Consider the following 20941-nt stretch of genomic DNA (forward strand, 5'->3'; position numbering starts at 1 on the left):
TTAGTTTCATTGTAGAAAAGGAGGGGGCCTTGGAACATGTCTAGTTCTATGTGAATTATGGTTGATCTTACTTCTTCTATTTTTTGAGGTCGCTCGGACTGACCCCGTAATACTTTTTGAAAATTTTGCTGAAATGCTCCGGCGACTCGTAGCCGACCCGCTCGGCGATCTCGTAGCGGCGCAGATCGGTATGGAGAAGCAGCGACCGGCTCTCCTCCATCCGCAGCTTGACCACGTATTCCCAGAGGTTGAAACCGGTGATCTTTTTGAACAGGTAGCTCAAATAGTTCGGGCTGACATGATTCCGTTTGGCGACCTCATGTATGGTGAGTCCCTTTTGACTGTAATTTTCTTCGATGTAGGTCTTCGCCTGCTCCACAATCCGGTTGCTTTGGGTCGAGAGCTCCTCGGCGTTGGGATCGCGGGCGTAGTTATGCCAGCTGAAGTCCCCGTAGTAAAAGACATGGTAATCGCCGTGCTCCCCGGTCCACAGCATCGCCTTGTCGGCCTGGCGGCTGAGCACGTTGACAAACTGCAGACCTTTTAGAATCTGGCTGATGCCGACCGTGCACTCGATGTTTAAATATTTCCCGATATGGTGATGCATGCTCCGGCTGATCATCTCGAGCTGGTTGATCCGGTTCGAATGCTGCTCCGCATACTCCGCTTCACTCCACTGGACGAGAATGTTGATGCTGCGGTCCGGCGCGTAGAACACCTGCGCGTTCAGCTCTTGATCCAGCAGCTCCTTGATGATATTGAGCGAAGCATACTGCATGAGCGGAATATCTTTCTCCGGGAACGGGCTCTCGCCGTTCGCTGCGAGCAGTGCCAGCTTGACCTTGATCACGGCGAAATAAGGTCCTGAAATCCCGAGGTTTTCATAATACGATTGCATGGGATACGGCTCATCCGGATGTTCCACCGTTTCGGCAAGCAGCCGGTTCAGCGGCTCGCTGGATTCCGGCTGCGGCTCCTCCATGCGGAAATCCTCGTGCCCGGCCGAAAGCACCTCTTCCGTGCGGGGCAGCGGTTTATCCATTTTCAGCAGCACGCTTCGGACCGAGTCCAGAAACTGCTCGCTGTTGAGCGGTTTGATCAAATAATCGCGCGCGCCCAGGCGGATCGCCATCTGCGCATATTGAAAAGTCTCATGGGCGGATATGATGATGGTCTGCACCCAAGGCTTGACGATCTTCGCCTGGTGCATCAGCTCGATGCCGTTCATTTCCCCCATCTGGATGTCCGTAATGAGCAGATCGATATTTTCCATACGGATGTAATCCAGCGCTTCCTCGCCGCTCGTGGCGGTAATGATTTTGCCGATGCCAAGTCCGGAAGCATTCAATAGTCCTGCCAGCCCTTTGCAAATCAGCGGTTCGTCATCCACGACTAAAATGTTGTACATGTCTCTCGTTCCTCCCTTTAATCGTCCTGCCGGGTGATCAGCAGCGATACCGTTACCGTCGTTCCCCCTTCGGCCCGCCCTTCATAGGCCAGACCGTATTCAGGTCCGTAATGCAGCTGCAGGCGCTGATGAATATTGCGGATGCCGTAGCCCGTGGGAGAGCTTGACGAATCATCGCTCAGCACCTTACGGATCGCATCATAGTCCACGTCCTTGAAGCCGTTGTCGGAAATACGGATGTACAGCACACCCTGGCTCTCTTCGGCGATAATCCGGATTTCTCCGTCCTCGCCCATGTTTTTAATGCCATGAATGATCCCATTCTCAATCAGGGGCTGCAGCGTGATTTTCGGTATCTTGACCGAATACAGATGTTCGGGAATATCGATTTCTACGCTGAAGGCGTAGTCGTAGCGGTTCTGCTGCAGCTTGATATAAGCCGTGGCATGCTCCAGCTCCTCCTCCAGCGTAATCAGCTCGCGGCCGCGGCTGAGGCTGATTTTCATCAATTTGGATAAATCCTTGATCATATCGGCGGAGACGGTGTTTCCCTCCATCGTGCTTTTCCAGTAGATGCTCTCCAGCGTGTTGTACAATAGATGCGGATTAATCTGCTGGTACAGAAGCGAAAGCTGCGCTTCCTTCTGCTTCAAATCCATGTTGTATTTATAATGAATGAGATCGTTCAGCCTGCGTGCCATGTCATAGATCGTCGAGATCAGTACGCTAACCTCGTCGTTCCGCTTCCTGTGCGGGGTCTGCGGTACGATATTGCCGGGTTCATACCTGCGGACGAAGAAGACGAGCTTCTGGAGCGGCGTCATGAGCGACCGCCAGAAATATAAAATGATAATGACGCCGACGATAAAATACGCAATCGAAATGAGCAGGATGACCCGCTTGATCTCGTTCTGCTGCTGAAGCAGCGCTTTGACCGGCACTTTGTAGATCAGCTTCTGCTGAAGCACATAATTATAATCGGCAACATAAATGAAATCCTTCGTGATGACGTCCTTCACGCCGATGGCCGATCTGCCGGGATCCAGCTCCGGCGGCAGCTCCAGCACGCCTTCTCTCCCTGTTTCCGTCGTCGTCAGAATATGGTTTTTCCAGTCCGTAAAATAGAGCTCGCCTTCGGGAAGCGATACCGTTTTTAGGGATTCGCTGATTCTGGCGTCCACGTTCGATACGGCCAGAACGCCGATCGTCCCGCCTTTGTATATATTGTTGATCGCACGCACATACAGGAGCGTTTTTTGATCTTTCTGCCCCTTCACAGGCGGCGAAAGGTGATCCGTCAGCTTCAAATAACCGTTCCCTTTATGGGATACGGCTTCATCAAACCACTCCGGCCTCTCCTTCTCATCCGAGAAAAAATACATGCCCGACTTTTTGGATTCCGGATAATAAGGCGCGAAAAAGAAAGCGTTATCCGGATCATACACGTATAGCGAATAATACAGCGGCTCCCGCTCATCGGTCTCCTGCGAGTATGTATTGAGCATGACTTCAATTTTTTCGTAATTCTTCACCCTGGAGAGAATATTCTCGTCTTTGGTCGAGCTAAGCTGCTGGATCATGGAGTTTTGAAAAACGGTGGAAGTCACCTTGTTGATCGTTTCGATATCCCTGCTGATCAGCTTGAAATTTTGCTTGTTCAGCTCGATATACGCGTTGGTTACATGCCGCTTCAAAATTTGCCCTGCCTTGCTGTTGCCATAAGCATTCAGGATGAAAAGCGGAATCACGAGAACAAGGAAAAGCAGGATCAGCTGCTGCTTGACGTTCATTTTCGTAAACGGGTTCTGAAACTTCATGCGCCATAAACACCTCCGGCTTCTTTCAATATAGCAGTTCTAAAATAGCGCAAGTATGTGCATCTCTACGATAATCATGGGCATTTGTAAGATCGGAGCACTGCACATCGCGAAGTTTACAGGAAATGTAACTCGAGAACTCTAGTGTAAGGCATTTTTTCCGGCTTGCCAGTATATTTTTTATAGGAAAAGGGCCCATAAAAAGAAAAAAGCGGCACGCGGCCGCTTCATTCCAATTCCTTCGATTTTAAACGGGACAGAGAACCCGAATTGGATTCTGAATGATGTTCGCCTTCCCTCTTGTATATACCTGGCTCTACCATAAATTGCAGCACCCGGAGCACCCCGTACCCCAGCACGCCCCCTGCCGTATTCATGATCATGTCATCGACGTCAAAGGTTCCGATAAACAGCAGCAGCTGCGCCGTTTCGAGCGCCAGGCTCACCCCGGAAGAAATCAGCAGCACCTTCAGGAACGACAGGGTCCGGAACCCAAAGACCAGCGGCAGCAAGAATCCAAGCGGCATAAAGGCGGCGATGTTCCCGAAAAAGTTGATGAAGCCGGACGGACTCCCGAGGTGGCGAATATTCCCGGTGATCTCATGCAGGGGCACAAGATTGCTCATCAGCCGCAGGCGCTGCAGAATGCGGTCCGGATGCGTGACGCTCTCGAACAGCTGCCGCAGGTAAAATCCTGGACTCGAGCCTCCAAACTTGAACAAAATGACCTTGACGAGCACATATAAATAAACGATGAACACCAGGATCAGGCCCAGCTTAACCGCCATACGGATGGAATGGTCGGGATCGACCGGGCGGGAACCGGCTTGGTGTTTTCCGGATCGGCTCCTATCGTGCGGAACATGATCAACAGAATTCATAACTAATTCTCCCTTAACATGCGATTTTGCTTACATGGTTAAGGATAACCTTCAGGTCTTTGATATTTCTCAACAAAAAATAAAGAAGTTTAAAGAATCGCTTTATTTCACCAATTCGATCAGTCCGGAAACGACCCGGTCCGCTTCTCCGAGAATTTCGGGACGGCCGATGCCGACAACGCCGCATCCCGCAGCCTTGCCCGCCTGCACGCCGGCAGCCGCATCCTCGAAGACAATGCAATGAGATGGATCCAGCCCCAAAGCTTCGCACCCCTTCAGGAATACCTCCGGGTCGGGCTTGGCCTTGGACACCTTATTGCCGTCGATCACCGCGTCGAACAGCGATGCGATTTGTAGGCGTTCCAGGATGAATTCCGCATTTTTGCTGGCCGAACCAAGCGCAATGCCTACGCCCCGTTCCCTCAGCCCCGTCAGGTAGGGCCTTACGCCCGGAAGCAGCTCCGACGCGTCCAGCTGTGAGATATACTGCACGTAGCGGTCGTTTTTTTCCTGCGCCATGCGCTGCTGCTCTGCCTCCGTGGCCTGTACGCCGCCGATTTCGAGCAGTATTCGCAGCGATTCCATCCGGCTTACGCCCTTCAGGCGCTCATTATGCTCCTCCGTAAACTCGAATCCGAGCTCCTTCGCCAGCTCGCGCCAGGCGAGGAAATGATATTTGGCTGTATCGACGATCACGCCGTCCAGATCGAAAATCGCGCCTTTCATATGCTCCAGCATGTCTAAATCCTCCGCTTTCTAAAGTTGTTGGTTAACTGCCCGCAGATGCCAGTCCCTTCAGGCTGAACGTAGCGGTTTGGCCCGGACTGACGCTCACCGCGCTTCCCTGGATGCGGAAAGGCTGCTCCGCCCCGCCTGTCGCCAGAGAGGTTACCCGGACATCCTCCTTCGTGATCCGAATGTCAAAAGCTTGCCCCCGGACGCGAATCTTAAACGCCAGCGCGGACCATGCGGCGGGAAGCGACGGATTCAGCCGGACCTCCTTCTCGTCCGCCTGCAGTCCGCCAAAACCGAGCACCGCCGCCATCCATGCGCCGCCGTTGGCCGCAGGGTGCGTGCCCCCAATATATAAGTCGCCCACGTACTGTTTGGAGTCCCCGGTCAAATCGATGGTGGCGGTCCGTTTAAAGTACGGATACGCCCAATCCGGCATGCCGATGTCGGAGGCGACCAGCGCATACACGCAAGGGCTCAGGCTCGAGCCATGCTCGGTCCGCGGCTCGTAAAACTCCCAATTGGCTTTTTTGATCTCCGGCGCAAACTCATCCTTGAACAGATGCATCAGCAGCACGACGTCGGCCTGCTTGATGATCTGCGTCGTCGTCGCAATGCCGCTTCCGCCTCCCAAATATTCGCTCGGCTGCAGGATGCGTGATTTCAGCTCCGAGAGGCTGATGTCCTCCAGCTGATGGTATCTGTCGAATTGCTCAATGACACCGGTACCCTCATCGGGGAGCGGTACATACAGACGTTCCGCAATCTCCCGGATTTCGTCCATTCCCGGTGTACCCTTGCGCTCGCGGGTAAGCTCGGCATAAAGCGCCGGGGCCTGATCCGCCAGCTCATCCATCATGCGCACGGCCATTTGCAGCGTATGGCGCGCCATATAGTTCGTGAAAGCATTGTTATGGACGCGCTCATGATACTCATCCGGGCCCGTCACGTCCAGCAGCTCATACCGCTCCTTCAGCGGATAATAGCAGGCATAGGAATACAGGAAACGCGCGCATTCCCAAATGACCTCCGCCCCGCCATCCAGCAGAAATCCGCTGTCGCCCGTCAGCTTGTAGTACTCCCAGATGCCGTGCGCAACGTCACAGCTGATATGAATCTGCTTGTCGCGGAAGTAGGTCCGCATCGGGCGGCCTGTGAACACATCCGTGATGTTGAACAGCGTACAGGCATCGTCGCCGCTGTCCTGGCTTTCCCAAGCATAATAAGCGCCGCCAAATCCGTATTCGGCCGCCTTCCTTCTTGCGCCGTCCAGCGTATGCTTGCGGTACAGCATAATATTTCTGGCTACCTGCGGCTGGGTGTAGAGAAAAAAGGGGAGCATGAACATTTCCGTGTCCCAAAAGACCGCTCCTTTATACACCTGGCCCGAAAGCCCCCGCGCCGGAATTGAAACCTTCTCCGAAGCCGTGGGCGCAATAATAAGAAGCTGATAAATGCTGTACCGGAGCGCAAGCTGGGCTTCGTCATCCCCTTCGATCACGACATCCGACAGAGCCCAATGCTGCTCCCACACATCCTCATGCGCCTTCAGCAGGGATGCATAGCCGGATGCCTGAGCCTGGCGGCAGCCGGATACCGCTGCTGCCAGCACGTCGCCGACCTCATCCAAACTGGTATACACAGATACATATTTGACCCATTCCTGCGAGGCCCCCGCCCGAAGCGACAGCGGAATCCGGTGAACAATCCCGTTTTCCGATGCTGCAATCTCCTGCCCGCTTTCCTGCAGCCCTTCAAGGCATTCTGCAACAGCCACCCGAATCCCCAATTCCTGTGTGCTGGCTGCCGCCGTCAGCGTTCCTTCCTGGGAAGCGTACTGCATTTCCTTCAAATGAGGGCCGTTGATATCCCATACCGCTCCGTCAATGCCGGTTTCCAGCGTCAGCTGAACGTCCTGGTCACTGTGTACGGTGAAACGGTTCACGATCAGATGCAGCTGATCCATGCTGACAAACCGCTCTGACCGGAACGTGATCCGAGCCCCGCTTCCCGTAAGATACACCGTCTCCCGGCTGTGGAGTCCACGCGCGATATCCAGCTCCTGCACATGCTCTTCCACGGATGCGCTCAGCACATTCAATTCAGCCCCATCCGCGTATAGCCTCGTTTGAAGGCCGTTCGGCGCATTCACAGGCTCCCGCCATTTCGTGCCGACCTGATCGTACACGCCGGCCAGTGTCACCGCGGTCAGCTGCTCTTGTGAGAATTCATCCAGCGTGCCGCGGTAGCCCATGTACCCGTTGCCCGTCATGAATTTACTGCCGTGATTGGTTATCCGCTGCGGATCAAAGCCCTCTTCCCTAACGATCCAGCTCATGAAACACCTACCCCTATCCATCAGTAATTGATCTCGCCATCTATGCCATGCTTCCATTCACTTGTTCGCGCCATGGTCTGTCGTTAACTGACTGCCTTGACGGCTGACTGCGGCATCGGCACTTCCACGCCTGCCATGCCGATCTCGGCGTCCTCGCCGTATAACCGAAGAACTACGCTGTCCCCCTCGGTAACCCGTACGCTCACGCGCTGCTGGTCAGCTTTAATCTCCAGGACGCTGCCCCGGTAGGTCATGTTAAAGCTGTATTCATCCCAGGCTTGCGGAATAGACGGCGCAAGCGCCAGACCCTCGCCGTCGGAGCGGAGGCCTCCGAATCCGTAGACGATGTTCATCCATGCAGCCGCGATGGAGGTGGTATGAAGCCCTTCCCGGGTGTTCCGGTTATAGTTGTCCAGATCGAGTCTCGTTGCGAACTCGAAGAAATGGTAGGCCTCCTCATGGCGTCCGATCTCCGCCGCCAGGATGGAATGGATCGACGGGGACAGCGAGGATTCGTGAATGCAGCGCGGCTCGTAATACTCGTAATTCGCCCGCTTGGCCTCGGCGCTATACTCGCTGTTGTACAGGAACATGAACATCAGCACATCCGGCTGTTTGATCATGTCGTAGCGGTACAGCCGGTCATACGACCAGTGGGAATAGAGCGGGAATTCCGTTACCGGGATCGAATGGATATCGATATGCGGCATGTCGAAGAAGCCGTCATGCTCCTCGTAAATGCCGGTCTCCTCGTCGTACGGGATTTTCATGTGCTCAGCCAGCCGTGCCCAGTTTTCAAGCTCTTCTGCACGCAGCCCCGTTTTTGCCGAGACGGCCTTCAGCGCCGCCGGCGCTTCCGTCTCCATTTCTGCGAGCACGGACTTCGTATATTCGAACAGCTTTTTCGCCATCAGGTTGATATAGCAGTTGTTGTTCACCATGAGCTGGAATTCGTCCGGTCCCATGACGCCGAAATAGCCGTACTGCCCGCTCTTTTGTCCCCACTGCCCGCGCGTTGCATAGAAACGGCTGATTTCGATCAGCATTTCGATTCCTTTTTCGTACAGGAAAGCCTTGTCGGACACGATGCGGTCGTAGTGCCATAGGCCGTAGGCAACCGCGGTGCCCACATGCAGCTGAAGATTGGAATGCTGCCACAGATCGCAGCTCTCGGTTCCGTCGATGGTCGCAATCGGGTAGAATGCCCCCTCGCAATCGACCTCGCGGGCGCGCTGCTTCGCATGCTCCAGAGAACGGTAGCGGAATTCAAGCAGGCTTTTGGCCGCTTTCGGATTGTTGAACAGGTAAAACGGCAGGCAGTACGTTTCCGTATCCCAGAATGCCAGACCCCGGTAAGCTTCGCCCGTCAGCCCTTTTGCGCCGATGTTAAAGCCGGGATTGTCGCCGTGATACGTCTGGTACATTTGGAATATGCAAAAACGGATGCCCTGCTGGTTCTCGGGATCACCTTCGATCCGGATGTCCGAGGTCCGCCAGATTTCTTCCCAGTACGCTGCCTGCTCACGGCTTAATTCGTCGTAGCTCGCTCCTGCCGTTTGTCCCAGCAGCGCCTGCCCTTCATCCCATTCAGCGTCATCCGGCTTCCCGCAGGTGACGAACGCGGCGTTCACAGCCACTTTATCCACAACCGCCGCCTGCCCTTGCACCACTTGCAGCGTCAGCTCGGTACCTGCCAGATGCTCCTGCTCCACCGGTTCCGAGCGGACAACCTCCGCACCCTGCGTATGGAGCGTAAAAGAGGCGAACAGGCGATTGCCCGTGTTGGCCGTTCTGCCGAGCATCGCTGCGCCGTTCCCTGCCTGTTCCCGGCGGACCACGGACCAGAACCCGCGCCCTCGATCCTCATGCAGCGTATTGAAATCAAGCCCGGAGCGGATCTGCACCGTGCCCGAAAAATTAAGCGGCGTAAGAATCATCCGCTGCGCTCCGACATGGGATCGGGTCATGCTCACCAGACGTTCGAAGCGGATGGCGAGCTCTTTCCCGTCCTTCACATGCCACACCAGTTCCCGCTGCACCGTCCCCTTGCGGAAATCGAGCACGCGCCGGAATCCGGAAAAGCGGCTTTGAGCCAGATCCAGCTGCTCACCGTCTACTGTAATCCGTGTATACAGCCAGTCCACCGCATTGACCATGAAGCGCAAGGACCGGATGGTGCCGCGGTAATGGCCCTGTACCGGCATTTCTTCATACAATCCGTTAAAATAACTGCCCAGCAGCGTATCTCCGCCGTATCCTTCCTCCGGATACCCGCGGACCCCCATATATTCATTCCCCAGTGCGAATATGGATTCGGACACCCGATTGCGCTCCGGATCAAACCCTTCCTCCACAACCGACCAGGGATCCACCTTCAAGTACTTATCAGCGATTTTTGCCATCCTCTTCTCTCCCCTTCCCATCAATGGGAAGCGTCAGCCCCGTCTCTTCTGCTCTATGGGGTGGCTAACGCTCCTGCTTCCAGCATAACGAAAAGAAAATCGGCGCCCAATGTGCAGCGCTCAGCCTTTTATGTGCATTTGTACGGATTCTCCCATGCGGACAACAATCGCGCCTATTCCCTTTTGCAGCGGGATGCGTTACAATAATCCCCATATTCACGATGATGAAGAAGAGTATGCGAGGACTGACGTCTTCAGAGAGCCGGCGGGTGGTGCAAGCCGGTGGCGGCGTGCGCGGAAGTGGGCTTCGGAGTGACCGGTCTGAACGCAAACCTTGATCGCTGCGGTTTGAGCCAGTAGGACAGGCGGCATGTCCCCACCGTTAACCGGGGCAGGGTATCGAAGAGGCGCATGCAGGCCGAATCCGTACCTGTTGAGCAGGGCTGCATTCGATATGGAATGGCGGCCAATCAAGGTGGCACCGCGAAGCTGACAGCTTCGTCCTTGGAAAGTGATGTACCGGAGTGAATGCTCCCGGACGGTCGCTTTTCCCAGGACGAGGCTTTTTTGTGCTGCAAATTTGAAGGAGGTGATGGCCATGGATGACGGCTGGTGGTGGCGAGGCGAACAAACGGAATACAACTTAAAAACCAGGAGGAATACCTATGAATACCAAAAACCTGACACAACCGAAACAAGACATCGTATTAACCGGAGACCGGACGACCGGCAAGCTGCATCTGGGCCATTACGTCGGCAGCCTGAAAAGCCGGGTACGGCTTCAGCATCAGTACGAAACGTACATTATGCTCGCGGACGTGCAGGCCTTGACGACCCACTTCAACAACCCCGGCCTGCTCGCTGAAAGTGTGCGCCAAGTGGCGCTCGATTACCTCTCCGTCGGGATCGATCCGGAGCATGCCACAATTTTCGTGCAGTCGATGATTCCGGAAATCGCCGAGCTCACCTGCATTTATTCCATGTTCGTCACCGTCAGCTCGCTGCGGCATAATCCCACGGTGAAGCATGAAGCGCAGGAGCGCGGATACGAGGATCTGTATTACGGCTTTCTCGGGTACCCGGTCAGTCAAACGGCCGATATTACGTTCTGCAAGGCAACCCTCGTCCCGGCCGGCGAGGATCAAATTCCTCATATCGAGCAGGCGCGGCGGATCGTGCGCCGCTTCAATGAACTGTACGCTCCCGTGCTGGTTGAGCCGCAAATTCTCGTCGGCGAGCGGCTGGAGGGACTCGATGGCGGCAGCAAAATGAGCAAAAGCCTGGGCAATGCCATCTGCCTGGACGCCTCCCCTGAGGATGTACGGACACAGATCCGCAGGGCCAAAACTGATCCGGCACGCATTCACAAAACCGATCCGGGCCATCCCGAGGTCTGCACCATATACGGCTATCACTGCATTTTCCGCAAAGAGGACAGCGGCAATATCCGGGAACGCTGCCAGCAGGGCAGCATTGGCTGCGCCGCCTGCAAGGCCAAAGTGACGGAAGCCATTGAAGAGGTTCTGGAGCCGATTCGCGAACGCCGGGAGCTCTACAGGCACCGGACGAGGGATATCGACGATATCCTGATGACGGGAACCGCCAGAGCGCGAAAGGCCGCCCGTCAAACCATGGGCGAGGTGCGCGAGGCGATGGGAATCGATTATTTCACCGGCCCCTCCGCAGATTGAAAATATGCGTCCGGCTGCTCCGTTCATTCATGCGGGGTGGCCTTTTTCATGCCGTCTGGAAAACTTATCATTTTAGGGAAGCGTTTACAAAAACGGATACTTCACAGGAAAAAACACCATCCTAATGGAGCATTTTAGTTGCGAATATTAGACGATGTTTGCGGATTGTAGGATTTTTAGGCTGTATTCGTGCTGTTACAATAAATTTGCATCAGAAATTATCATACAGTTAGGGAGTTGAATCAAGTGAAGAAGATGTCCATGTTATTGGTGGCATGCATGCTAGTATTGGGGGCACTCAGCGGCTGCGGAAACAGCGAGTCCAGCAAAGAAAAAGAGAACAAGCTCGTTGTCTACAGCCCGAACAGTGAAGAAATTATTAAAACGATCATTCCGATGTTCGAAAAACAAACCGGGATTACCGTCGAGCTTGTAACGGCTGGCACAGGCGAAATTATTAAGCGCTTACAATCCGAAAAGCAGAACCCGTACGCCGACGTCATGTTTGGCGGCTCGATGGCAGGATACCGCGAGAACAAAGCTTTGTACGAGCCTTACGTATCTCCTAACGATCAGGATCTGATCGAGGGTCACCGCAACACAACCGGATTCGCAACTCCTTACATTTCTGATGGAAGCGTTTTACTCGTCAATAAGAACCTCGTCGGCGACATCAAAATCGAAGGTTATGCCGACCTGCTCAACCCGAAGCTGAAGGGTAAAATCGCCTCGGCCGATCCGGCCAGCTCCAGCTCCGCCTTCGCCCAGCTGACCAACATGCTGAAAGCCATGGGCGGCGATTATGAAAGCGAGCAAGGCTGGAACTATGTCAGCGAGCTGGTGAAGAACCTGGACGGCAAAATCGCCAGCGGCTCCGGCGCGGTTCATAAGAGCGTAGCCGACGGCGAATACGTCGTAGGCCTGACCTATGAAGATCCGGCCAGCACTTACGTGCGCAACGGCGCACCTGTCGAAGTGGTGTATCCAAAAGAAGGAGCCGTTTTCCTTGATGCCGCTTCCGGCATCGTCAAAGGCGCGCCGCATATGGATAACGCCAAGAAGTTCATCGACTTCATTCTGTCCCAGGAAGCGCAGGACGCGTTCGGTACCCAATTGACCAACCGTCCGCTCCGCAAAGATGCCAAGCTCGGCGACTATATGACGCCATACAGCAAAATCAACATGATCGACGAAGACACGGATTATGTGAGCGAGCATAAGTCCAAAATCGTTGAAAAATACACCGATGTATTCACAAGCGTAAAATAATGAATTTATAAAAAAAGCAGGTGACAACGATGAGCGTGACCATATCCATTCAAGACCTCGTGAAAAAATATGGAGAATCCGTCGTCATCCCCGAGCTTTCCGTGGAGATCCAAAAGGGTGAGTTCTTCACCCTTCTGGGTCCTTCCGGATGCGGGAAAACGACGCTGCTCCGCATGATTGCAGGCTTTAACAGCATCGAGGGCGGAACGATCTCTTTTAACGACAAAGTTATCAATAACGTAGAGCCCGGGAAGCGCAACATCGGCATGGTGTTCCAGAGTTACGCCATCTTCCCCCATCTTACCGTCAAAGGAAACATTGCCTTCGGTCTGCAGAACCGGAAAATGTCGAAGCCCGAAATTGCCGAAAAGGTCGAGGATATTTTAAAAGTGGTGCAAATCGAGCAGTTTCAAGACCGGATGCCGAAGAACCTTTCCGGCGGTCAGCAGCAGCGCGTGGCCCTTGCCAGGGCAATCGTCATCCGTCCGGATGTCTTGCTGATGGATGAGCCTCTCTCCAATCTTGACGCCAAGCTGCGGATCGACATGCGGAATGCCATCAAGGAGATTCAGCGCGAAGTCGGCATTACGACCGTCTATGTCACGCATGACCAGGAAGAAGCGATGGCCGTCTCGGACCGGATTGCGGTGATGAAATCGGGCATCATTCAGCATTTGGGCACGCCGCAGGAAATCTATCAGCGCCCCGCCAACGTATTCGTTGCCACGTTTATCGGCCGCACGAACATCGTCGATGCCACGCTGAAGCATGAGCAAGGACAGTACACGCTGCAGTTGGAGCAGGGTTACCAGGAGGTTATCCCGAACGTGCGGGTACCGAAAGCCAATGCTCAAAGCTCTCTCGCCGTCAAAGTCTCGATCCGTCCGGAGGAGTTTATCATGTCCGAAGATCAGACCGGCATCCAAGCCACCATCGTGCACAGCGTATTCTTGGGGCAGCACACGCAGTACTTCGTGGACCTGGCTTCCGGGCAGCGCGCGGAAATTACCCAGGAATCCCAAACGGCGCAGCTGCTTTCGCCGGGCCAAACCATTTATCTCAAGGTGAAGCCGGATAAAATCAACGTGTATGATGCCAAGGGAGAATTAAACTATACAGGGAGCGCTCAGCTATGAACCGGGCCCGCAGAAGATTTGACATCTGGACCAATATCTCGCTGCTGATCTTTTTGTTCTATATCGTCTTTTTGGCACTCCCCTTGTTTACATTATTGATCAAGAGCTTTTACAATGGAACGACCGGCGACTTTTCGCTCGCGTATTTCGTGAAGTTTTTCAGCAAGCCCTATTACTTAAACGCCCTCTTCAATAGCATTAAAGTCACAATTTGCGTTACGCTGCTGGCTGCCGTCATTGCAACGCCGCTGGCATACATCATGGCTACGGTCAAAATCAGAGGCAATTCCACCATTCGCATCCTTATTCTGATCTCGTCGATGTCGGCCCCGTTCATCGGTGCCTACTCTTGGATCCTTTTGCTTGGGAGAAACGGTGTGATCACCAAATTCGTCAAAAGCGTGTTTGGTTTCACCATGCCTGATATATATGGCTTCGGCGGTATTTTGCTCGTATTGACCCTGCAGATGGTGCCGCTAATCTTTATGTACGTGTCCGGCGCGCTGAAAAGCGTCGACCAATCCCTCATGGAAGCCGCGGAAAGCATGGGCTACAAGGGCATCAGCAAAATGCGGAAGGTGCTCCTTCCTCTCATCACGCCGACTCTGCTTGCGGGCGGACTGCTCGTCTTCATGCGCGCGCTCGCCGATTTCGGTACGCCGATGCTGATCGGCGAAGGCTACAGAACAGTGCCTGTCCTGATCTTCAACGAATTTATCAGCGAGGTTGGTGGCGACGACGGCTTTGCCGCAGCGATCAGCGTCATCGTCGTGATATTCGCGACGGCCGTCTTCCTGCTGCAAAAATCCGTCTCTAACCGTAAATCCTACACGATGAGCGCGCTCAATCCGATTGAAGCGAAAAGCAAAAAAGGCATCGGAAACGTGCTGGCTCATATCGTAATTTACCTGTACACCCTGCTTGCCCTGCTGCCGCAGCTGTACGTCATTTATACTTCCTTCCTGAAAACGTCCGGCAGAATATTCGTGAAGGGATACTCGCTGGACAGCTACAGAGAGGCATTCGACAGCATCGGCAGCGCCATACAGAATACGTTCGTGCTGGCGATTTCCTCGCTGATCATCATTATTTTGCTGGCCGTGCTCATTGCCTATGTCACAGTCCGCCGAAAAAATGCGCTGACCAACACGCTAGACATTTTTACGATGTTCCCTTATATCGTGCCCGGCTCGATTCTCGGGATCGCGCTGCTGGTGACCTTTAACCACAAGCCGCTCGTGATCAGCGGAACGGCCATCATCATTATCGTCTCCTTTGTCATCCGGCGGCTGCCCTATACGATCCGGTCCAGCGCCGCCATATTGCATCAGATCAACGGAGGCATTGAGGAGGCCGCCATCAGTCTCGGAGCCTCGCAGATGAAGACCTTCTTCAAGATCACCCTGCCGATGATGATCGCCGGGGTCGTCTCGGGCGCGATCCTCAGCTGGGTCACAATCATCACCGAGCTGAGTACATCGATCATTCTGTACACGGCTAAAACCAAGACCGTTACGGTCGCCATCTATACCGAAGTCATTCGGGGCAACTATGGCGTGGCAGCGGCATTATCCACGATCCTGACGGTCATTACCGTCGTCTCGCTGCTGATTTTCCTGAAGCTTACCGGACAAAAGGAAATTTCCATGTAAAGATGGCTGTCCGTCAACCAAGTCGGTTCCTGTAATTTACACAGGGCCGACTTGTTTTACATCAAGAAAGGCACAATAGGAAGCAGCTTAGGCCGGAAGGAGGAACCCATGCGGCGCAGAAAAAACCGGAATTTCCAGGAATCCACCCGTCACTTGTTTCGGCTGTACACCCTCATTCCGTTCACGATCCTGATCGTCCTGTTCGTCGTATTCACAGCGATCAACGGCAAGATCACGCTCAAGAACCGCACCGCCGAGGCTTCGCTCGAAATCAGCCAATCCATCGCCGGGGTATACGGGGAGTACGAAGCGGAAGTAAGCCGCATGGCGGCCTCCCCTGCCGTGGTGAAGTATGCGGACACGCATCTGGACAGCGAGGACGTGTACGCCGAATTTTATGATTTTAACAACCGCCAGCAGGTAAAGAGCATTTTTCATATCGTAGACACGCAGGGGGTATTCCTGGCTTCTTCCGCTGCGCCGGATGAGCTCAGCGCCGATCTGGCCTTCGGCAGCCTGCTGCACCGGATCTCCCTGAAGCCGGACGCGCTGCTGACGGAGATGAACAGCTTCCGCTATTCCCATGACCGTTCTACGGACTACACTTTTGGTAAAGCCATCCGCAAGGACGGGCGCACGATCGCTTACCTGGTTTTCCAGCTGATCGAGGCGGACATGCAAAAGCTCATCTTCGTGCAGAACAACGAAGTCGCGGTCGTCACGGATGAGCATCACGCGATCATCGCGACGACCAGCAACATCACCAAGGGCATCCTGAACAAATTCAGCCCCACGCAGGACGGAAACGGCCATGTGCTGCTGAGCGGGGGCAAATATTACATGCATACGAGGGAGATTCCGAACACGCCGATCCGGGTGCATACGCTGAATTCGGTCAAATCCGAAACCTCGACGCTGTACACGCTGTCCATTTTCATCGCGGCGACCAGCATCCTGCTGTGGATCGTCATTCATTTTCTATCCAAAAACATGTCCGAGCGCAATTCCGAGTCGATCGACAAGCTGGTGTTCGCCCTGCGGAAACTCCGCGAAGGCCATTTGAACGAATACGTGGACATCCGCACCGGAGACGAATTCGAGATTCTGGGCCATCAGTATAACAATATGCTGGACCGGATCAAGGATTTGCTGGATAAAAATAAAGAGCTGTCGCGGATCAGCACGCTCGTCGAGGTGAAGCAGCTGCAGTCGCAGTTTCATCCGCATTTTATTTTCAATGTGCTGGAAACGCTTCGCTATGCCATCAAAATCGACGCCAAGCAAGCCCAGGACATCGTCATGATTCTCTCCCGGCTCCTCCGGTACAGCATCGGCGACGAGCGCAGCGTGAAGCTGAGCGACGACCTGAATTATGTGCGGGATTATTTGAGCCTACAGCAAATCCGCTTCAAGGAACGACTGAGCTATCACATTCAGATGACGGACGATGCCGGAAGCATTTACGTGCCCAAGCTGCTGCTGCAGGCCGTAATTGAGAACTCCATCAAATACGGTTATCAGGGACAAAGCAGCGTCAATATCGACATCATCGTCTACACGGCGGAGGGACGGCTTATTTTACAGGTGCTGGACAACGGTCCGGGCATGAGCCCCGAACGGCTGGAAGAAGTGCATCAAATCTTGAAAAATCATCATAATACTACTGAACATATCGGGCTCTACAATATTCACCGGCGGCTGGTGCTTTTATATGGTGAAGGGTACGGAATTCAGATCCGCAGCAGCGAAGGGACCGGCACCTGCGTGACGCTGACCATTCCTTATGAAACGGGGGAATACCATGTTTAAGATACTGCTCGCGGAAGACGAGGATATGATCCGCAAGGGCATCCTGTACAGCATCGACTGGCTGGAGTACGACTGCGTCGTCATTGACGAAGCCTGCAACGGGCAGGAGGGTCTCGGCAAAATCAGCGAGCACCGGCCTGACATCGTCATTACGGACATCAATATGCCCATCATGGGCGGCATCGAGATGATCGAGCAGGGACTGAAAATCCACCCCTTCAGCAGTATTATCATCTCGGGCTATAACGAATTTCATCTCGCGAAAAAAGCAATCCAGCTTGGCGTCAGCGAGTTTCTGGTCAAGCCCCTGGAGGAGGATCAGCTGATCGCCGCGCTGGAATCGGCCAAAACCAAAGCCGAATGGATGCTCAAATTCAAGCAGATCTCGGACCAAACCCAAACGAAGGAAGAAGTCATCAATCCGGCATTTCTCGGGAAAAATCTGAAAACCTCCAGGTACGTCTCCAAAATGATCGATTATATCCAGGAAAACTATGACCGTAAAATCAGCATTCATGATCTGGTCGAACAGCTTGGCGTCAGCGCGACGTATCTGAACCAGAAGTTCAAGTCCGAGACGACCTATACGTTCAATGATTTTTTGAACCGCTACCGCATTCACAAGGCCATGGACCTGTTAAAAGCAGGCGACGGCAAAGTGTACACGATCGCCCATTCCATAGGCTTCAGCGATTATAAATACTTTATCAGCATTTTCAAAAAATACGCCCACTGCACGCCAAGCCAGTTTCAGGAGTATCACTATAAGACGATGGATAGCTAAATCTATCCCGTTAACAAAATAAAACCAGCTGATCCTTACGCCTCTCGGCTTCGGAAACGGCTGGTTTTTTGCTTACTCTCGTGCTTCGTATTACGGATTAATGAAGACCGTTCGGAGATTGGCAACATACTGCACATCCAGGCCGAGACCCGATGCCAGCGCCGCGAGCGGCACGTACGTTTTCGATTCCTTGCCCACCGTGTTCAGGAATGCCGCGGCATCCACCGGTACGTTCTGTCCGTCCACCTTGACCGTTTTGGAGCCGATCGTAATGACGACCGTGTGTCCTTCATAGGTAATCGTGGCGCTTGCGGTTTTGTTATCCCATTTCGAGGCAGCCCCGATGGCATCCACGATATCCTTGATCGCGACAAAGTTCAGGTTCTGGCGGACAACCGGTTTGTACGGCGTATCCAGCGCCTTGCCTTTGACGAAGATGCCCATCGGCGTCCCTGCTTCATATGCGGCAAGCTTGGTGTAGCTGCCCCAGATGGCTTCAGAGAACACCTTCGCCATGGCCTCATAGCCCAGCTGGTTCGGGTGAATGTCACGGTCCTTGATGATATGAGTCATCGTACCTTCACCGCCGACGAATTCCTTGGCCACATGCGCCACCTTCATGTTGATTCCCTGTGCCTGGAAGCCCGCCGCCATCTTGTCGATAACGCCCGTAAAGGCTTCCGCCGCCTGCTCCAGCTTCGGATACAGCGCCTTGTCGGCAATTTCCGGCATCGGCTGGTATTGGTCCGCGACCACGATCAGCGCATCCGGGTTCAGCTCGTGCAGATCCGATGCAATCACGTTCATGCTGTCCGTATACACCTTGAACAGCTCCTGTGTCCGGGCTGAAAGGTCGGCATCGGACAACGTGCTCGCGCCCTGAAGCAGCTCGGACAGGTCGTTGCCGCCAATCGTAATCGTGATGGCATCCGCTGCGGCAAGATCAGCCTTCGTTTGCGCCGCCGCGGCGCCGATCTGCGGCGTACGGGGGTCTACAATCTTCGGCTGAATCTCGTCGGCCGTAATCGGCTGCCCCTTCTTCACGGCCTCCACGAAGTTCAGCAGACCGCCGCTTTTCAGCCCGGCAATGCCGACATTCACGGTTTCCGCGCGTCCGTGCAGCAGCGCCTGCTCCTGCAGCCGGTCGACGAACCCGTACGGCCTTACCGTCTCGCTTTTGCCCGGTTCAAAGCCTACCGTCAACGAGTCGCCAAGCGCCACGATCCGGTAAGGCTGCTTTCCCCCCGAAGCCTGTGCGTTCGGCGCGGCGGAGGCCGCACCCAGCAGCAAGGTAGACATCAGCATGACCGCGGAAACAGCGGATATGTACTTTTTCAAAGAATTATGCATCCCATCACTCCTCCCCAAATCAAAAGCCCGCACCCGGTTGGTGAAGGCTACTCTCTATTTTACCATCTTCTGTTAGCGCGGTTAACCTGTTTCTTCGCGAAATTCAGACGGGGTCCGGCCCGTCGCCCTCTTGAATACCTGGGTAAAATACTTCGGATCCTGATAGCCCACCAGCGGCGCGATCTGATAGACCTTGACGCTCGTGTTCTTCAGAATATACTTCGCCTTCTCCATCCGGCACTCCGTCAAATACTCGAGGAAGGTATATCCCGACACCTGCTTGAACAGCGTGCAAAAATGGCTGATGCTTAAATCGACCACTTCTGCCACCTCTTCGATGCTCAAATCCTTATGGTAATGGTTCAGAATATACTGCTTCGCCTTCTCGACCAGCGAATGTCCGTCCTCCTTCGTCTGCGAGCGGATACTCGTTTCCATCTGGCTGGTGAAAGCCTTTTTCAGCATGCCGATCGATTCGTTCAAATTTGCTGCTTCATGCACATCCTGAATCAGGCCGTCGAGCGGCCAATCCACAAGCAGATTCGCAAACTCCAGCTGCCTGTACAGGACAATGGACATTTCCACGAGCAGCCGCTCGGCGGATTCTTTGGCAGCGGTATGCTGCTCTATATACAGCTTCAGCTCATCCAAGAGTACGGTCAGCCGCTGCGTATCCAGCGTACGGACGCTTTCGATCAAGCCTGTTTCCAGCTGCTTGGGGTATTTGAGATCTGACGGGGGTGCCTCGCCTACCGGTGCTTCCAGGTCTATGAATACGCCTTCCTTCTCGGAATAAAAGCGCTGATAGAGCGCCCGCGTCGCGCTCTGGTATGCCTGGCTCAGCTGCTGGATGCCTCTGCTGCCGCGGCTGATGCCTACGGAGCATCCCAGCTTGGAATACCGTTTGATCTGGTAGATCAGATCGTTGCCGAGCTCCGCCTTCTGCCCCTGCAGTTCCGACGGAAACAGAATAATCCATTCGCCGCTGTGAAACGGAAATACCGTGAGACCCCCATGCTGCGAGGACCACTCCTCCAAAATGTTCCGGACGGCAAACAGCCATAGGCGTTTCTCATCCATCAGCCACCGCTCGTTCAAACGGAGATAATGATCCAGCTGGACCACGGCCATGAAATAATCCCGATCCAGCTCGCTGTTCTCCATCCACTGCATGTAAGCAAGCGGCCGGTCATTGCCTTCGATCCACTCCGAGAACAGCCGCTCCCGCGCCATCACGGACAGGACCTGCACCGAATGCAGCAGTCGGTCGTTCTCCGCCTGGGCGTCCAGCTGGGCAACCGCCCGCTGCAGCATGCTTGTCAGCTCATCATGATCGATCGGCTTCAAGAGGTAATCGAAGGCTCCCTGACGCAGAGCCTCCCGTGCATACTCGAATTCGCCGTAGCCGCTGATCACGATAAAGATCCGCTTCGGATGGTTCGTGAGCACCTCTCTCATCAGGGCGATGCCGTCCATGCCGGGCATCCGGATATCGCTGATGATCATCTCGGGTGAATGCTCGCCTATCAGCTTCAGCGCGCCTTCGCCGTTTTTGGCGGTTCCAGCGATCTCAAGCCCGAGCGACTCCCAGTCAATCGCCGCCTGCAAACTGCGCAGAATAATCGGCTCGTCATCCACCAAGATCACCTTGTATTTGGCTGCCGTTCCCATC

General features: G+C 54.3%; 14 protein-coding genes and 1 other annotated feature. Of the genes, 6 read left to right on the top strand and 8 right to left on the bottom strand.

From position 1 onward, the window contains the following. Positions 1 to 76: 76 nt before the first annotated feature. The 6 genes from PCH05_RS18915 to PCH05_RS18940 all read right to left on the bottom strand — a co-directional run bounded on the left by PCH05_RS18915 (position 77) and on the right by PCH05_RS18940 (position 9578). Positions 77 to 1408 (bottom strand): response regulator, encoded by a 1332-nt coding sequence (locus PCH05_RS18915; protein WP_127604717.1) that lies wholly within the window; start codon positions 1406 to 1408, stop codon positions 77 to 79. A 17-nt stretch (positions 1409 to 1425) separates the two neighbouring features. Beyond that, the gene (locus PCH05_RS18920) at positions 1426 to 3225 is read right to left on the bottom strand and encodes a sensor histidine kinase (protein WP_246049749.1); all 1800 of its coding nucleotides are present in this window, start codon (positions 3223 to 3225) and stop codon (positions 1426 to 1428) included. A gap of 227 nt (positions 3226 to 3452) precedes the next feature. Beyond that, positions 3453 to 4106 (bottom strand): VanZ family protein, encoded by a 654-nt coding sequence (locus PCH05_RS18925; RefSeq protein WP_127604719.1) that lies wholly within the window; start codon positions 4104 to 4106, stop codon positions 3453 to 3455. A 102-nt stretch (positions 4107 to 4208) separates the two neighbouring features. Next, positions 4209 to 4844 carry a beta-phosphoglucomutase gene (gene pgmB, locus PCH05_RS18930; protein WP_127604721.1) on the bottom strand — a complete coding sequence of 212 codons (636 nt, stop codon included), beginning with the start codon at positions 4842 to 4844 and terminating at the stop codon, positions 4209 to 4211. A gap of 31 nt (positions 4845 to 4875) precedes the next feature. Beyond that, positions 4876 to 7176: a glycoside hydrolase family 65 protein gene (locus tag PCH05_RS18935; protein WP_127604723.1), complete on the bottom strand. Its 2301-nt coding sequence runs from the start codon at positions 7174 to 7176 to the stop codon at positions 4876 to 4878. Between the two features lie 83 nt (positions 7177 to 7259). Next, entirely contained in the window at positions 7260 to 9578 is a 2319-nt protein-coding gene (locus PCH05_RS18940) for a glycoside hydrolase family 65 protein (RefSeq protein ID WP_127604725.1), read from the bottom strand. A 212-nt stretch (positions 9579 to 9790) separates the two neighbouring features. Then, positions 9791 to 10087: a binding site (T-box leader), on the top strand. Between the two features lie 156 nt (positions 10088 to 10243). Between PCH05_RS18940 and trpS the strand changes: the two genes are divergently transcribed. From trpS to PCH05_RS18970, 6 genes are all read left to right on the top strand, one after another. Continuing rightward, the gene (gene trpS, locus PCH05_RS18945) at positions 10244 to 11269 is read left to right on the top strand and encodes a tryptophan--tRNA ligase (RefSeq protein WP_127604727.1); all 1026 of its coding nucleotides are present in this window, start codon (positions 10244 to 10246) and stop codon (positions 11267 to 11269) included. Positions 11270 to 11515: 246 nt separating this feature from the next. Further along, positions 11516 to 12538 carry an ABC transporter substrate-binding protein gene (locus tag PCH05_RS18950; RefSeq protein ID WP_127604729.1) on the top strand — a complete coding sequence of 341 codons (1023 nt, stop codon included), beginning with the start codon at positions 11516 to 11518 and terminating at the stop codon, positions 12536 to 12538. Positions 12539 to 12567: 29 nt separating this feature from the next. After that, a complete protein-coding gene (locus tag PCH05_RS18955; protein WP_127604731.1) occupies positions 12568 to 13674 on the top strand; it encodes an ABC transporter ATP-binding protein in 1107 nt (368 codons plus the stop codon). Next, on the top strand, positions 13671 to 15326 hold the full coding sequence (locus tag PCH05_RS18960; protein WP_127604733.1) for an ABC transporter permease: 1656 nt from the start codon (positions 13671 to 13673) through the stop codon (positions 15324 to 15326). The genes PCH05_RS18955 and PCH05_RS18960 overlap by 4 nt, the downstream gene beginning before the upstream one ends. Before the next feature lie 108 nt (positions 15327 to 15434). Beyond that, a complete protein-coding gene (locus tag PCH05_RS18965; protein WP_127604735.1) occupies positions 15435 to 17135 on the top strand; it encodes a sensor histidine kinase in 1701 nt (566 codons plus the stop codon). Beyond that, the gene (locus PCH05_RS18970) at positions 17128 to 17919 is read left to right on the top strand and encodes a response regulator transcription factor (RefSeq protein WP_127604737.1); all 792 of its coding nucleotides are present in this window, start codon (positions 17128 to 17130) and stop codon (positions 17917 to 17919) included. The genes PCH05_RS18965 and PCH05_RS18970 overlap by 8 nt, the downstream gene beginning before the upstream one ends. Before the next feature lie 90 nt (positions 17920 to 18009). On the opposite strand, the gene PCH05_RS18975 is transcribed toward PCH05_RS18970, so the two are convergent. After that, positions 18010 to 19269, bottom strand: a complete 1260-nt coding sequence (locus PCH05_RS18975) for a stalk domain-containing protein (protein ID WP_127604739.1) — start codon at positions 19267 to 19269, stop codon at positions 18010 to 18012. 81 nt (positions 19270 to 19350) lie between these two features. Continuing rightward, positions 19351 to 20940 carry a response regulator transcription factor gene (locus PCH05_RS18980; protein ID WP_127604741.1) on the bottom strand — a complete coding sequence of 530 codons (1590 nt, stop codon included), beginning with the start codon at positions 20938 to 20940 and terminating at the stop codon, positions 19351 to 19353. Position 20941: the final 1 nt, after the last annotated feature.

It is taken from the genome of Paenibacillus chibensis (assembly GCF_004001045.1).
Lineage (GTDB): Bacteria > Bacillota > Bacilli > Paenibacillales > Paenibacillaceae > Paenibacillus_AQ > Paenibacillus_AQ chibensis.

Bases quoted from the DNA above. Each gene is read 5' to 3' on its own strand.
- PCH05_RS18915 (WP_127604717.1), bottom strand. From the start codon at position 1,408: ATGTACAACATTTTAGTCGTGGATGACGAACCGCTGATTTGCAAAGGG.
- PCH05_RS18920 (WP_246049749.1), bottom strand. From the start codon at position 3,225: ATGAAGTTTCAGAACCCGTTTACGAAAATGAACGTCAAGCAGCAGCTG.
- PCH05_RS18925 (WP_127604719.1), bottom strand. From the start codon at position 4,106: ATGAATTCTGTTGATCATGTTCCGCACGATAGGAGCCGATCCGGAAAA.
- pgmB (WP_127604721.1), bottom strand. From the start codon at position 4,844: ATGCTGGAGCATATGAAAGGCGCGATTTTCGATCTGGACGGCGTGATC.
- PCH05_RS18935 (WP_127604723.1), bottom strand. From the start codon at position 7,176: ATGAGCTGGATCGTTAGGGAAGAGGGCTTTGATCCGCAGCGGATAACC.
- PCH05_RS18940 (WP_127604725.1), bottom strand. From the start codon at position 9,578: ATGGCAAAAATCGCTGATAAGTACTTGAAGGTGGATCCCTGGTCGGTT.
- trpS (WP_127604727.1), top strand. From the start codon at position 10,244: ATGAATACCAAAAACCTGACACAACCGAAACAAGACATCGTATTAACC.
- PCH05_RS18955 (WP_127604731.1), top strand. From the start codon at position 12,568: ATGAGCGTGACCATATCCATTCAAGACCTCGTGAAAAAATATGGAGAA.
- PCH05_RS18960 (WP_127604733.1), top strand. From the start codon at position 13,671: ATGAACCGGGCCCGCAGAAGATTTGACATCTGGACCAATATCTCGCTG.
- PCH05_RS18965 (WP_127604735.1), top strand. From the start codon at position 15,435: ATGCGGCGCAGAAAAAACCGGAATTTCCAGGAATCCACCCGTCACTTG.
- PCH05_RS18970 (WP_127604737.1), top strand. From the start codon at position 17,128: ATGTTTAAGATACTGCTCGCGGAAGACGAGGATATGATCCGCAAGGGC.
- PCH05_RS18975 (WP_127604739.1), bottom strand. From the start codon at position 19,269: ATGCATAATTCTTTGAAAAAGTACATATCCGCTGTTTCCGCGGTCATG.
- PCH05_RS18980 (WP_127604741.1), bottom strand. From the start codon at position 20,940: ATGGGAACGGCAGCCAAATACAAGGTGATCTTGGTGGATGACGAGCCG.